The organism is Streptomyces sp. NPDC006879 (assembly GCF_042869595.1).
GTDB lineage: Bacteria > Actinomycetota > Actinomycetes > Streptomycetales > Streptomycetaceae > Streptomyces.
In genome coordinates this window covers 1-13,339 of sequence record NZ_JBIAGC010000072.1, presented here as the reverse complement: position 1 = coordinate 13,339, position 13,339 = coordinate 1, and the positions used below count along the sequence as shown (strand labels likewise).

Annotated in this window: 11 protein-coding genes; 5 read left to right on the top strand and 6 right to left on the bottom strand. The window is 70.7% G+C overall.

Annotated features, from left to right (window positions below):
* Window positions 1–97 precede the first annotated feature (97 nt).
* The 6 genes from ACFYMC_RS28810 to mtrA all read right to left on the bottom strand — a co-directional run bounded on the left by ACFYMC_RS28810 (window position 98) and on the right by mtrA (window position 7,458).
* The gene (locus tag ACFYMC_RS28810; protein ID WP_388530804.1) at window positions 98–853 is read right to left on the bottom strand and encodes a response regulator; all 756 of its coding nucleotides are present in this window, start codon (window positions 851–853) and stop codon (window positions 98–100) included.
* 182 nt (window positions 854–1,035) lie between these two features.
* A complete protein-coding gene (gene hpf / locus ACFYMC_RS28805; protein ID WP_388530801.1) occupies window positions 1,036–1,728 on the bottom strand; it encodes a ribosome hibernation-promoting factor, HPF/YfiA family in 693 nt (230 codons plus the stop codon).
* Between the two features lie 352 nt (window positions 1,729–2,080).
* Window positions 2,081–2,803, bottom strand: a complete 723-nt coding sequence (locus ACFYMC_RS28800) for a ComF family protein (RefSeq protein WP_388530798.1) — start codon at window positions 2,801–2,803, stop codon at window positions 2,081–2,083.
* 78 nt (window positions 2,804–2,881) lie between these two features.
* Window positions 2,882–4,618, bottom strand: a complete 1,737-nt coding sequence (locus ACFYMC_RS28795) for an LpqB family beta-propeller domain-containing protein (protein WP_388530807.1) — start codon at window positions 4,616–4,618, stop codon at window positions 2,882–2,884.
* A 106-nt stretch (window positions 4,619–4,724) separates the two neighbouring features.
* Entirely contained in the window at window positions 4,725–6,767 is a 2,043-nt protein-coding gene (gene mtrB / locus ACFYMC_RS28790) for an MtrAB system histidine kinase MtrB (protein ID WP_388530795.1), read from the bottom strand.
* A 1-nt stretch (window position 6,768) separates the two neighbouring features.
* Window positions 6,769–7,458 (bottom strand): two-component system response regulator MtrA, encoded by a 690-nt coding sequence (mtrA, locus tag ACFYMC_RS28785; protein ID WP_388530792.1) that lies wholly within the window; start codon window positions 7,456–7,458, stop codon window positions 6,769–6,771.
* 244 nt (window positions 7,459–7,702) lie between these two features.
* On the opposite strand from mtrA, the gene ACFYMC_RS28780 reads away from it, so the two are divergent.
* From ACFYMC_RS28780 to ACFYMC_RS28760, 5 genes are read left to right on the top strand one after another with little or no spacing between them, the layout of a single operon-like run.
* Window positions 7,703–8,977 (top strand): hypothetical protein, encoded by a 1,275-nt coding sequence (locus ACFYMC_RS28780; protein WP_388530789.1) that lies wholly within the window; start codon window positions 7,703–7,705, stop codon window positions 8,975–8,977.
* 4 nt (window positions 8,978–8,981) lie between these two features.
* Window positions 8,982–9,674, top strand: a complete 693-nt coding sequence (locus ACFYMC_RS28775; protein WP_388530787.1) for a DUF4129 domain-containing protein — start codon at window positions 8,982–8,984, stop codon at window positions 9,672–9,674.
* Window positions 9,671–10,876: a DUF4350 domain-containing protein gene (locus tag ACFYMC_RS28770; protein WP_388530784.1), complete on the top strand. Its 1,206-nt coding sequence runs from the start codon at window positions 9,671–9,673 to the stop codon at window positions 10,874–10,876. The genes ACFYMC_RS28775 and ACFYMC_RS28770 overlap by 4 nt, the downstream gene beginning before the upstream one ends.
* Window positions 10,873–11,847, top strand: coding sequence for an AAA family ATPase (locus ACFYMC_RS28765; RefSeq protein WP_388530781.1), 975 nt, complete (start codon window positions 10,873–10,875; stop codon window positions 11,845–11,847). The genes ACFYMC_RS28770 and ACFYMC_RS28765 overlap by 4 nt, the downstream gene beginning before the upstream one ends.
* Window positions 11,847–13,157, top strand: a complete 1,311-nt coding sequence (locus tag ACFYMC_RS28760; protein WP_388530778.1) for a DUF58 domain-containing protein — start codon at window positions 11,847–11,849, stop codon at window positions 13,155–13,157. The genes ACFYMC_RS28765 and ACFYMC_RS28760 overlap by 1 nt, the downstream gene beginning before the upstream one ends.
* Window positions 13,158–13,339: the final 182 nt, after the last annotated feature.

Here is a 13,339-nt window from a genome sequence, read left to right as displayed (position 1 = left end):
CACCCCCCAGGTCATGCCTTCGACAGGGGGACACAGCCATGCCGGGCCCAGAGGCCAGCGGCCCCATTGCGGAACCGCAGAAAACATAACGGGGGAGTCAGCGGATCTCCAGGATCTTCTCCCGCATCGCGTAGACCACGGCTTCCATCCTGGAGTGCAGTTGCAGTTTCTCCAGGATGTTGCGCACGTGGTTCTTCACGGTGTTCTCGGAGATGAACAGCTCCTTGGCGATGTCCCGGTTGTTCATGCCGGTGGCCACCAGTTTGAGCACCTCCAGCTCCCGATCGGTCAGCCGGGGCGCCGGCACCAGCCGACGCTCATCGGTGCGCTGGATCATCGACTTGAACTCGGTCAGGAGCTTGGAGGCCATGGACGGGCTGATCTGGGACTGCCCGTCGGCCACTGCCCGGATCGCCGTGGACACCTCGTCGGTGGAGATCTCCTTGAGCAGATAGCCGGTGGCCCCGGCCTTGATCGCTTCGTAGAGGTCCGCTTCCTCATCGCTGATCGTCAGCATGATGATCTTCGCGCTGGGAGCCACCTCCTTGATGGAGGTGCAGGCCTCGATGCCTCCGCGGCGGGGCATCCGCACGTCCATCAAGATGATGTCGGGCAGGAGGTCGGCTGCCTTGTCCACGGCCTCTGCCCCGTCACCCGCCTCGCCGACGACCTGGATGTCCTCCTCCTGCGCGAGGACGATCTCCAAACCCCTGCGGAAGAGCGCGTGGTCGTCAACCACCAGGACGCGGATCGGCTCCTCACGCGCGGCGCCCACCTGAGCCGCGTCGCGCGGTCCGGTCCCGGCTCCGCCGGTGTTCTGCTCGCCGTGCACCGGCCCGAAGCCGTCCGCCATCGTTCCTCCCCCTGAAGGCCGTGGCCCGTGGTTCACGTGTTGCGCCAATCCCTAGGCACAGCGCACCGGTTGAATGCCAGGCCATGATTTCATGCCGAGGGGGCATAAGGGGGTGTCAGTAGTCGCACGGGGGCGCCCCTGGGGGCGCACGGGGCGCTCCAGGGGCACACCATCAGAAGGTTTCAGCCGCCGAGTTGACCGCCGGCCCCCGCGGCCTCCTCGTAGGCGCTTGCCGCGTCCGTGTTGAGATGCACGACTCCGTAGTCGTAGGCGTGCCGTCGGTAGACGACGCTGGGCTGCTTGGTGTCGGAGTCGACGAAAAGGTAGAAGTCGTGCCCGACCAGCTCCATTTCGTAGAGCGCCTGGTCGAGTGACATGGGTGCGGCTGAATGGGTCTTCTCGCGGACGACGAGCGGGCCCTCGCCCTGCACCTCCAGCGATCCCATCCTGGTGGTGGGAACCTTCTCGCTCAGCTCCCCGGTGGTGAGCTCACCACTGCCGTTCAGTCGCGCGGCGTCCGGAACGACCTCGGCGACCTCGGCGGCCGAGAGTCGGCCGCTGCCTCGGCGGGTGTGGCGCTTGTCGTGCTGCCTGCGCAGTCGTGCCTCAAGCTTCTCGGTGGCGAGGTCCAGTGCCGCGTACGCGTCAGCAGCCGCCGCCTCAGCCCGGATGACCGGCCCCCGCGAACGCAGGGTGATCTCCACACGGTCGGAACGGTCGGCCTGCCGCGGGTTGTGCTCCTTGGACACCTCGACGTCGAGGCTGATCACCTTGCCGTCGAGCTTCTGGATCTTCTCCAGCTTCAGCTTCTCGGCCACGTGCTTGCGGAAGCGCTCGGGCACCTCGGTCTTGCGGCCCTTGACGACGATGTCCACGCAGAACTCCGTTCCCGGATTGCTCCGCCCGAAGACGAAGCGTCTCCCTTTTGCACCAGGCTCCGGTGAACACCGGAACCTCGGACTTGGCGACCTTCACCTCCTCCTCCCCCATCGGCAAGATCTCCACCCCACCGACTTCGGAATCGGGAGGTCCGAACTCTGACCCGACCGAAGCGTGCGCATGCGGTGCGTGGGGCCGAAGGGCTCGCCATTTCCGCTTACCACCGAACATATCTCGCCCGGACGGATGTCGGCACCCGCTACCGCAATGAACCTCGGACCAGGCCTCCTTTCCCTCTCGTTTCCGGTCCGTTTACCTCTCACCCGTCGCAACGAAAGACGCGAACGATCAGTTCCAATCAGCGGTGAACGAAGATCGAGTGGCAGCCACCACCGCGGCACGGAGTCGGCCGGTCCCGATGTGCGGCGTCACGGCGCGGGCCGCCTCCGCGAGGGAGGCACCGGTGGTCACCAGATCGTCCACCAGGACCACCAGGGGCGCCGTCAGCAGCCGGGCACCACCGCGCCGTACCGCCAGTGCACCGGCCAGGTTCACCCGCCGCTGTGCGGCGCCCAGCCCCGCCTGGTCCGCCACCGGTCGACGCTGACGCAGCACCGCGGCGACACGGGCCGGCGCCCCCGAGCGCCGCAGCCCTCCCGCGGCAGCCAGGGCTATCCGACGCGTCGGATCGTGGCCACGGCCCCGGACCGCCGCCTCCGCCGAAGGCACGGGCACGAGCACCAGTGGGCCGCTCTCCGCCGCGGGCCGTCCGCCCGAGGTGGCCGCGGCGGCGAGAACCGCGCCGGCCAACGCCCGACCCAAGGGCTCGGCCAGGCCGAGCACCCCCCGCTCCTTGTGTGCCAGCAGCACCGAGCGCACCGCGCCCCCGTACTCGGCCGCCGCATGCACGTCCGGCAGCCCCGGCGGACAAGGCACGGGCCGCGCCGGGCGCGGACGGCCCGCCCCCAGCGCGGCCCCACATCGCTCACACAGCGGCGTGTGGGGCAACCCGCAACCACCGCACCGCGCCGGCACCACCAGGCCGGTGAACTCCCGCCACCATCCGCTCATGGCCGTCACTGTGCGTGATGGTGGGCCGGAGCGCCACCCCTGTGGACAACCCTGCCCGCTGCCGCGCTCCCTCGCCGTTCACCCCGGATACACCGGCGCCGAGCCGCCCACCTCCACCGTCTTCCAGTGCGCCCCCGCGGGCAGCCAGACGATCCCGTCCTCCTCCGAGTACGCCACCACCGGCAAACGCTCGTCCTCGGAAGCGGCGATGGCCGTCACGCTGGTCGCACCGGGCAAGCTCGCCGCCGCGGTCACCGAACCATCCGCCTGCATGTACCGCGCCTGGACGACCCCACCCTGCTCCCGGCCCACCACGAGCAGCCGGCCACGACCAGCCCAGGACATGGCGGTGACGTCCTCCATCTGCGGGGCCGCGGGCCGCAGCTCCCGCACGGACACCCGGGCGGCGTCGTTCTTGCCCTCCGGCCGTTCGACCCGTCCGATGTGCAGGGTGTTACGACCGTCCTTGGAGATCAGCAAGGCGATGCGGACCCCGTCCGCGGACACCCGAAGCGCCTCGATCCGGCCGTCGAGCCCCGCGACGTCAACCTCCGTTGGCGCCCCGGTTCCCCCGGGAACCCGCCACAGCACCGGCGCCGCGGGATCGCGGTCGGCCACCCACAGGTCGCCCTGGCCGTCCCAGCTCGGCGCCGACAGTTCCATCGCGGCACTGGTCAGCGTGGCCTTGGGAAGCGGCCCGTCGGTCGTCAGCGAGGTCACGTACAGCTGGCTGTGGTCACTGGTCACCGCCGCCGCCCGCTTCTCGTCGCGCGCGATCGCCGCCGCACTGAGCTTTAGGCCCGCGGAGTGCAGCGGTCCGGGAACCTGCTCGGCCGGATCGGGCCGTTCCTGGCTGTCCGGCTCGGCGCGCATCCGCACCAGGTGCTTCTCGTTGTCGACGAAGTACTGGAAGTGCGCCGTGGCGGCGCCCCGACCGGCGCGCAGCTCGGCCTGGCCGTCACTGATCGCGCACAGCGAGGAGTTGTCCTCGTCACCGCGCAACAGCTCCACCCGGCCCACCGGCGAGGAGGTCAGTTCGCGCACGGTGAACAACAGCTGGGTCGCCATCTTCTCGCACTGCGTCTGCGCGACGTTGGACGCCTTCGCGTTGAGTGGCACCTTCAACGTTCCCTGACCGTCGTACGCCAGGGTGCGGGTGTCCTCAGCCAGCGCCGTTCCGGTCGGGAAGCTTGAGGTCACGACCGGACCCAGCCATTTGGACGGCCCGTCCAACAGCGACTTCACGGTCTGCGTCATGGCGTCCATGCGCGTCTTGGGGTCAATGCGCTGGCGCACGTACACCGGGTCGGCGACGAGGCCACGCGAAGCGAAGTAGTACTTGTTCGCCGAACGGTAGATCCGCAGGAAGTCGGACTCGGCCAGGACCAGCCCGTCCGGCGGCGAGTCGATCCGCCACTCCCCGCCCACCTGTTTGAGCTGGAGGTACTCCTCGTAGCGCCCGGTACCGGTCTCCGGCTGATAGGCACTGCGCTCATCGACCCTGGCGACCCGCTTGCCCGTCAGCTGGAAACGCGGATCGGTGGCCTCCTTATCGGAGGCGTGCACCTGGCGCGAGTTGGGGGCGGTGGAGAGCACCGTGATGCCCGATGCGGGCCGCCACAGCTCGGCGGCCTGCGGGGTCAGGTACTGACGTGCCGTGTCCAGCTGGGGGTCGTCGCTGGTCATCGCCTCCAGGAAGCCCTCGACGATCTCCGAGGGAGCGGCCTGGTCCGGCGGCGGCACACCGAAGACCCGCACCTGGGAGTCGATCCCGTTGGAGATCTGGGCCGGCTCCACCTCGCCGCTGTTCGGCATGGAGGCACAACCCGCGAGCAGGACGCCGCCCAGCCCGAGCGCCGCCCAGCCGCGTAGCCGCCGATGCGGCACGGCGGCCACCGCGGGGGCAGGGGTGTTCCTCAGCTCACCGTCCACCAGCGATGTCCTCTCGATCCGTTGTCGCCCGCTGCGTCGGCGCCTCTCGCATCTGGGCAGAGCGGTCCTCGCCCGCGCCCTCGCCGGCCCCCCGCGAGACCACGCGTGCGCCGCTCCCGGGCAGGGCCGTCGGGTCCACCGGCACCCCGGCAGTCGGAACGCGCGGCGGTATCGGCGGATGCGTGACCCCCGCACCGGACGGGCTGTGCGCCATGGCGACACGTTCCGCCGCGGACTGGGCCTCCTCGGCCGCCGCCCGGGACCGCGCGGCCCGCGAGTCCTCCGGTTCCAGCGGGATCGGGGAGCCCCGCAACGGTTCGTCGGCGGTCCGCGGCAGTGTCAGACGGAACTGTGACCCACCGCCCGGCTCGCCCCAGGCCTGGAGCCAACCACCATGCAACCTGGCGTCCTCCACCGCGATCGACAGCCCGAGACCGGTACCGCCGGTCGTACGGGCGCGGGCCGGATCGGCCCGCCAGAACCGGTTGAAGACCCTGGTGGCCTCTCCCGGCTTGAGCCCCACTCCGTAGTCACGTACCGCGACGGCGACGGCGCCACCAGCCGAGGCCAGCCGCACCACCACGTCACGGCCCTCGCCGTGTTCCACGGCGTTGACGACCAGGTTGCGCAGCACCCGCTCCACCCTGCGGGCGTCGGCCTCGGCCACCACCGGTTGGGCGTCGCCGAGCACCCGGATACGGGTGCCCTTGCGTTCGGCGAGCAGTTCCGCACCGTCGATGACCCGCCGCACCACGTCCCGCAGGTCTATCGGCTCGGCTTCCAGGGCGGCTGCGCCCGAGTCGAACCGGCTGATCTCCAGCAGGTCGGCGAGCAAGGATTCGAACCGGTCCAGCTGGCCGGCCAGGAGTTCCGCGGAACGCGCGGTCACCGGATCGAAGTCGGCCCGAGCCTCGTGGATAACGTCAGCGGCCATCCGCACCGTCGTCAGCGGGGTGCGCAGTTCGTGAGAGACGTCCGAGACGAACCGGCGCTGCATCCGCGAGAGATCCTCCAACTGCTGGATCTTGCCCTGAAGGTTCTGGGCCATCTTGTTGAACGCCTCGCCCAGCCGGGCGATGTCGTCCTCACCGGTGACCTTCATCCGCTCCTGGAGACGGCCGGCGGAGAGCCGCTCGGCGACGCCCGCGGCCATCCGTACCGGCGTGACCACCTGCCGGACCACCAACCAGGCGATGGCCCCGAGCAGCACGATCACAAACAGACCGGCCGTCGCCAGCGTTCCCCTGACCAGGCTGAGCGACTCCTCCTCCTGGGTCAGCGGGAAGAGGTAGTACAGGTGGTAGGGCTCCCCGTTGACATCGTTGAGGCGCTTGCCCACCACCAGGCCGGACTCCGGCTTGCGGTCCGCGCTGTCGCTGTACTTGATCGTGGAGAACCGCTGGTACGGCCTGGTGCCGGCGTCGACGGCCCGGCGCAGGTCCATGGGCACGCTGGCAATCGGATCCACCTCGCCAGAGGCCCTCGGCCCGCGGACACCGGAGGCCTTGTCCTCGGTCCCCGCGTCGAGCGCGACCACGGCGAAGGCGTTCTGCCCTCCGCTGGCCAGCTGCTCCACCAGCTCCGAGAGCCAGGCACTCGTGTTGCGTCCGGCCTTGCCGTCGGTGCTCACGGCGTCCGGGGTCTCCACGATCCGGGGTGAGTTCGCCTTCTCCTGCGCCTCGGCGAAACCACCCGCGGCCTGGCTCTGCGCCGCTTCTTCCTTCGTGTCGAGAAGACCGTTCCTGACCTGCCCGATGACGACGAAGCCGAGCAGCATCACGACGCCCAGCGACATCACCAAGGTGGCCGCGACCACACGCAGCTGAAGATTGCGCCGCCACAGGCGCACGGCCGGCAGCAACGGCCGGCGCACCCAGCGTGCGAGCGGGCGCAGCAGCGGGCCGCCGGAGAACGGCCGCCCAGCACGGCGGGCCCGCGCGTACCACGCGGACACGCCGACAGGTCCGGCAGACCGCCCCCCACGGACTCCCGGCTTCCCCCCGGGCTTCGGAGCAGTGCCGCCGGACCTCATCTCAGCTCGGCCCGGCCTTGTAGCCGACCCCGCGCACGGTCACGACGATCTCCGGCCGCTCCGGGTCCTTCTCGACCTTCGACCGCAGCCGCTGGACGTGGACGTTCACCAGCCGGGTGTCGGCGGCGTGGCGGTAGCCCCACACCTGCTCCAGCAGCACCTCGCGGGTGAAGACCTGCCACGGCTTGCGGGCGAGCGCGACCAGCAGGTCGAACTCCAACGGCGTCAGCGCGATCGCCTGACCGTCCCGCTTGACCGAGTGCCCGGCGACATCGATGACGAGGTCGCCGATCGTCAGCTGCTCCGGCGCCGGCTCCTCCGAGCGCCGCAGCCTGGCCCGGATCCGGGCCACCAGCTCCTTCGGTTTGAACGGCTTGACGATGTAGTCGTCAGCCCCGGACTCCAGGCCGACCACGACGTCGACGGTGTCGCTCTTGGCCGTCAGCATCACGATCGGCACACCGGACTCGGCCCGGATCAGCCGGCATACCTCTATGCCGTCCCGTCCGGGCAGCATGAGATCCAGCAGCACCAGGTCTGGCTTGGCCTCCCGGAAGGCAGCCAAAGCCTTGTCGCCGTCCGCTACGAACGACGGCTCGAAACCTTCTCCCCGCAACACGATGCCGAGCATCTCGGCCAGTGCGGTGTCGTCATCGACGACAAGGACGCGTCCCTTCATGCTTGACATCATCCCATTAGCTAATCGTTACCTGGCGTGACCTGGCACACAACCTCCCTCTGAGGTTGTCCTGACCACCGTGGACGGCACAGTCTGCCTGGTCCACCCCCGAGAAAAGAAGGTCACCGATGGGTTCCGGTGCCTGCGCCAGTGCACACCCCCGTCCGGGGGGCCGGATCCGCCGGCCGGCCCGCATGGAAGGATTGGCCGACGACCGTCACCGCACCCGTGTGCGGACACCGCTTAAGGAGTGACGATGAACGACTCTCCGGGCTGGGCCTCGCCCGGATCCTCCCCCTCCGAAGAGCGACCCTCTGCTGCACCGGATCCAGATGCGGCCACCCCCGCCGCCGAGGCGGCCACGGGCGAACCCGGCCCCAAGTGGTCGAAGGCCCAGCCCCCGGCGAACCAGTGGTCGGCCGGCTCCGGGCCCGCCGATCCGGCCCGCGGTTGGAACGGCCCGCCCGCGGGCGGCGGCGCTCCCGCCGGAGGCCAGGGCGGCTACGGGGCACCCGGCTGGGGAGGCCAGTGGGCAGGCCAGTGGGGCGGACCGCCGCCGGCGGCCAAGCCCGGGGTGATCCCCCTGCGCCCACTGGGCATCGGAGAGATCCTCGACGGCGCCGTCTCCACCATGCGCCTGCACTGGCGCAGCGTCCTCGGCCTCAGCCTCGCCATCGCGATGGTCACCCAGGTCGTCGTCACCCTCATGCAGGGCTTCGCGCTGGACGGCCTCAACCAGGCCAGCCGGGCCGGCACCACCGGTGACGCCGAAGAGCTCGTCGGGGCGATCGCCAGCACCGCCGGTGCCTCCGCGGTCAGCCAGCTCATGACACTGCTCGGGACGGTCCTGGCCACGGCGATGCTCACCGTCGTCTTCAGCCGCGCCGTTCTCGGCCGGACCTCCAGCATCGGCGGGGCCTGGCAAGAGGCCCGCCCCCGAGTCCTGAGCCTGTGCGGACTCACCCTGCTGGTGATCGCCATGATGCTCGCGACCCTGCTGGTGGGAATCCTGCCCGGCGTACTCCTCGATTCCCTGCCGCTGGGCATCCTCGGGTTCTTCGCCTCCGCCGTGGTCGCCGCCTGGCTGTGGGTGACCTTCCTGCTCGCCCCGCCCGCCCTGATGCTGGAACGCCAGGGCATCATCACCGCCCTCGTCCGCTCGGCCCGACTGGTACGCGGCTCCTGGTGGCGGGTCTTCGGCATCACCTTGCTGACCGGCATCATCACCACGCTGGTCGCCAGCATCATCGTGGTTCCCTTCACCCTGCTCGGCATCCTCTTCAGCGGCTCCCAGGGGCTGATCTCCGCCTCCGAGGGGACCACCACGTTCGGTTGGGGCTACCTGATCGTCACCGCGGTCGGGGCGGTGATCGCCCTGACGATCACCATGCCGATCAGCGCAGGGGTCACCGTCCTGCTCTACATCGACCAGCGGATCCGCCGCGAAGCCCTCGACCTGGAGCTCGTCCGAGCCGCGCAGTCCGCCACGGCCGACAGCACGGGGCCGACCGGCCCCACGACCGGAGGCTGATGCGGTGACGCGCACGGGGGGTCGCACCACGCACCGCACGACGCTCCTGCCCACGGCGGACGAACCACCGGTGACGGTGGGACGCCTCCCCGCCCGCGAAGCGGCAGAGCACGAGCTGTCCAAGCCGATCTACCACGAGCACGACCCGGGGCTCGCGCAGCGTGCCTGGAACGCGTTCTGGGAGTGGATCGAGGGCCTGTTCGCCACCGCCTCCCGGGCCGCCCCGGGAGGCGTCCTGGGCCTGGTCGTCATCGTCCTCTTCGTGATCGCCCTCGCCGCCGCGCTGTGGTGGCGGCTGGGCGCCCCGCGGCGCGCCGCCACCTCGGGCGCCGCCCTGTTCGGGGAACGGCCCCACAGCGCCGCCGAGCACCGCGCGTGCGCGGAGTCCTTCGCACGTGCCAACGAGTGGACACAAGCCGTCCAAGAACGCATGCGTGCCCTCGTGCGCGGCCTGGAAGAGCGCGCCCTGCTGGACCCGCGCCCCGGCCGCACCGCCGACGAAGCAGCCGCCGAAGCAGCCCGGGCGCTGCCCGCCCACACCGTGGAACTGCACTCCGCAGCCCGTGGCTTCGACGAGGTGACCTACGGGGAACGCACCGCCACCGAGGCCGAGTACCAACGCCTTTGCGCACTCGACCTGGCCATCGAGGCGGCCAAGCCGACCCTGTCCGACACCCCTCGTGGAGCCGGCGCATGACGACCCCCGCCGGCCCCGAACCGGCCGCAGCACCAGAGACTTCCACCACCCAGACCCCACAGCAGGTGTGGCGGCGAACCCGCGGTCCGCTCCTGGCCTTCGGCGTACTCCTGATCGCCGCCGTCACCATCGCCACCATCAACTCGGGTGAAAGACACGGTCGGTTGGACCCCCGCTCCGCTGACCGCCAGGGCAGCCGCGCGGTGGCCGAGCTGCTCTCCGACCGGGGGGTCGACACCCGTGTGGTCACCACCTCACAGGAAGCCGCCGCCGCCACCGGACCGGACACCACCCTGCTGGTGGCCCGCAGTAACCAGCTCGACGAAAGCCAGAAGACGGCCCTGAAGGCCGCCACGGACCTCGCCGGCGGCCGTACCGTGCTCCTCGGCCCCGACGAAGGGGCCCTGGAGCTCCTCGCACCCGGCGTGCGCTCGGAGCCCCCCGCCGCGCAGCGAGTCCTGGCCCCGGGCTGCGAACTGCCCGCCGCCAGCTCCGCCGGTCGGGCGAGAACCGGCGGGCCCCGCTACTCCACCGAAGTCCCCGGCGCCGTCTCCTGCTACCCCAGCCAGGGCCACCCGACGGTGCTGTTGCTACCGGGAACCACCCCGGGCGGGGACACCCTCCTCCTCGGCTCCCCCGACATCCTCCAAAACGAGCACCTCGCGCACGAGGGAAACGCAGCCCTCGCCCTACAACTCCTCGGCTCCCGACCCCACCTGGTCTGGTACCTGCCCTCCCTGGCCGACCCCGCCGCCACGGCGGAAGGATCCAGCAGCTTCCTCGATCTGATCCCCTCCGGCTGGCTCTGGGGCGCGCTCCAACTCTTCCTCGCCGCGGGCTTCGCTGCGGTGTGGCGGGCCAGGCGCCTGGGCCCGCTGGTCACCGAAGACCTCCCCGTGGCCATCCGTGCCTCCGAAGCCTCCGAGGGCCGAGCCCGCCTCTACCACCGGGCCGATGCCCGCGCACACGCGGCAGACGTCCTGCGCACGGCCGCCCGCAACCGCCTCGCCACGCTCCTGGCCGTGCCGTCCTCGGGCGCCCACGACCCCGCCGTCCTCCTCACGGCCCTACGCGCCGCGCTGCCGGCCAGCGAGCACGACCCGCACGCCCTCCTCTTCGGCCCCACCCCCTCGGACGATGCGGCGCTCCTCGCGCTGGTCGACCACCTCGACGCCCTGGAAAGAGAGGTCCGTACCTCATGACGGCCCCGACCACCGACACCGCAGACGACGCCCGCTCCGCCCTCGAAGCGCTGCGCACCGAGATCGGCAAGGCCGTGGTCGGCCAGGACCCCGCCGTCACCGGTCTGGTCGTCGCCCTCCTGTGCCGCGGTCACGTCCTGCTCGAAGGCGTCCCCGGGGTGGCGAAAACCCTGCTGGTACGGGCCCTGGCGGCCTCCTTGGACCTGGACACCAAGCGGGTGCAGTTCACCCCGGACCTGATGCCCAGCGATGTCACCGGTTCCCTGGTCTACGACACCCGCAGCGCGGAGTTCTCCTTCCAGCCGGGCCCGGTCTTCACCAACCTGCTGCTCGCCGACGAGATCAACCGGACGCCCCCGAAGACCCAGTCCTCCCTCCTGGAGGCGATGGAGGAACGCCAGGTCACCGTAGACGGGGTGGCCCGTGCCCTCCCGGACCCGTTCCTGGTCGCCGCGACGCAGAACCCCGTGGAGTACGAGGGGACCTACCCCCTCCCTGAAGCCCAGCTGGACCGCTTCCTGCTCAAGCTCAACGTCCCGCTGCCCTCCCGTGAGGAGGAGATCGCCGTCCTCACCCGGCACTGCGAAGGCTTCGACCCCCGTGATCTCGCCGCCGCGGGAGTGCGCCGGGTGGCGGGACCGACCGAGCTGGAAGCCGCACGTCAGGCCGTGGCCAAGACCTCCGTCTCCCCCAAGATCACCAGCTATGTGGTCGACATCTGCCGGGCCACTCGGCAGTCGCCCTCGGTCACTCTCGGAGTCTCCCCACGCGGTGCCACGGCCCTGCTGGCGACCGCCCGCGCCTGGGCCTGGCTCAGTGGCCGCGACTACGTCACCCCCGACGACGTGAAGGCGCTCGCCCTGCCCACGCTCCGCCACCGCGTCCAGCTGCGCCCCGAGGCGGAGATGGAGGGGGTCACCGCCGACTCCGTCATCACGTCCCTGCTCGCCCACGTTCCCGCGCCGCGCTGATGGCCATCACCGGACGCACCGCGTTCCTCGCCGCCCTGGGCACCCTCCCGGTCGCTCTGATCGAGCCGAGCTGGACGGGCGTCCTCGCCGTCAACGGATCACTGGCACTGGCCTGCGCCTGCGACTACGCGCTGGCCGCCCCCGTCTCCCGACTCCGCCTCTCCCGGTCGGGAGACACCAGGGTGCGCCTCGGTGACCCGGCCGAGGTCCACCTCACGGTCACCAATGTGAGCTCCCGCCCACTGCACGCCCGTATCCGGGACGCCTGGCCACCCAGCAGCTGGGAGCCGGGCACCGAAGTCGAGGGCTCCCGCCAGCGCACGAGGATCCCGGCTGGCGAACGCCGCCGGATCACCACGAGGCTGCTTCCCACTCGGCGCGGTGACCGCAAAGCCGACCGCGTCACCGTGCGCTCGTACGGGCCACTGGGCCTTGCCGCCCGCCAGGGCGGACACCTCGTGCCCTGGACTCTGCGGGTCCTCCCACCGTTCGACAGCCGCAAGCATCTGCCGTCGAAGCTGGCCAGACTGCGTGAGCTCGACGGTCGCACCAGTGTCCTCACCCGAGGTGAGGGCACTGAGTTCGACAGCCTGCGCGACTACGTACCGGGCGATGACACGCGCTCCATCGATTGGCGTGCCACTGCTCGGCAGAACCGCACCGCGGTCCGCACCTGGCGCCCCGAACGCGATCGACACATCCTGATCTGCCTGGACACCGGTCGCACGTCAGCGGGGCGGGTCGGCGACGCCCCGCGCCTGGACGCCGCCATGGACGCCGCTCTCCTGCTCGCCGCGCTCGCCTCCCGCGCCGGAGACCGCGTGGACCTGTTGGCCTTCGACCGGCGGACCCGGGCCCACGTCCAGGGCCGAAACGCCGGTGAACTGCTCCCCGCCCTGGTGAACGCCATGGCGCCGTTGGAGCCCGAACTGGTGGAGACGGACGCCCGGTCCCTGGTCTCCACCATCCTTTCCCGCGCGCCCCGTCGCTCTCTGGTGGTCCTGCTGACCAGCCTGGACGCCGCCGCCGTGGAAGAGGGGTTGCTCCCGCTGCTGCCGCAGTTGACTCGCCGCCATGGCGTGCTGGTGGGTTCGGTCGCCGACCCGCACATCGAGGAAATGGTCCGGTCCCGCGGCGCGGTCGAAGCCGTCTACGCGGCGGCTGCCGGCACCCAGGCACAGGACCAGCGCCGTCGTACCGCCGAGCAACTCTCCCGACTCGGTGTGACGACAGTGGACGCGACGCCCGACGAACTGGCTCCTGCCTTGGCGGATGCCTATCTCTCGCTCAAGGCAGCAGGCCGACTCTGAAGGTCCACCCCGGTGTTTCGCATATGACCCCTGCATTCATGACGTTCGCAAGGCCATATGCGGGACGCCAATGCAGGGGTAACTGCTTTTGAACGCAGAGAAGCCCTGTGCCGGATACCCGGCACAGGGCTTCTCAAAAAAATTGTTCGGCGGCGTCCTACTCTCCCACAGGGTCCCCCCTG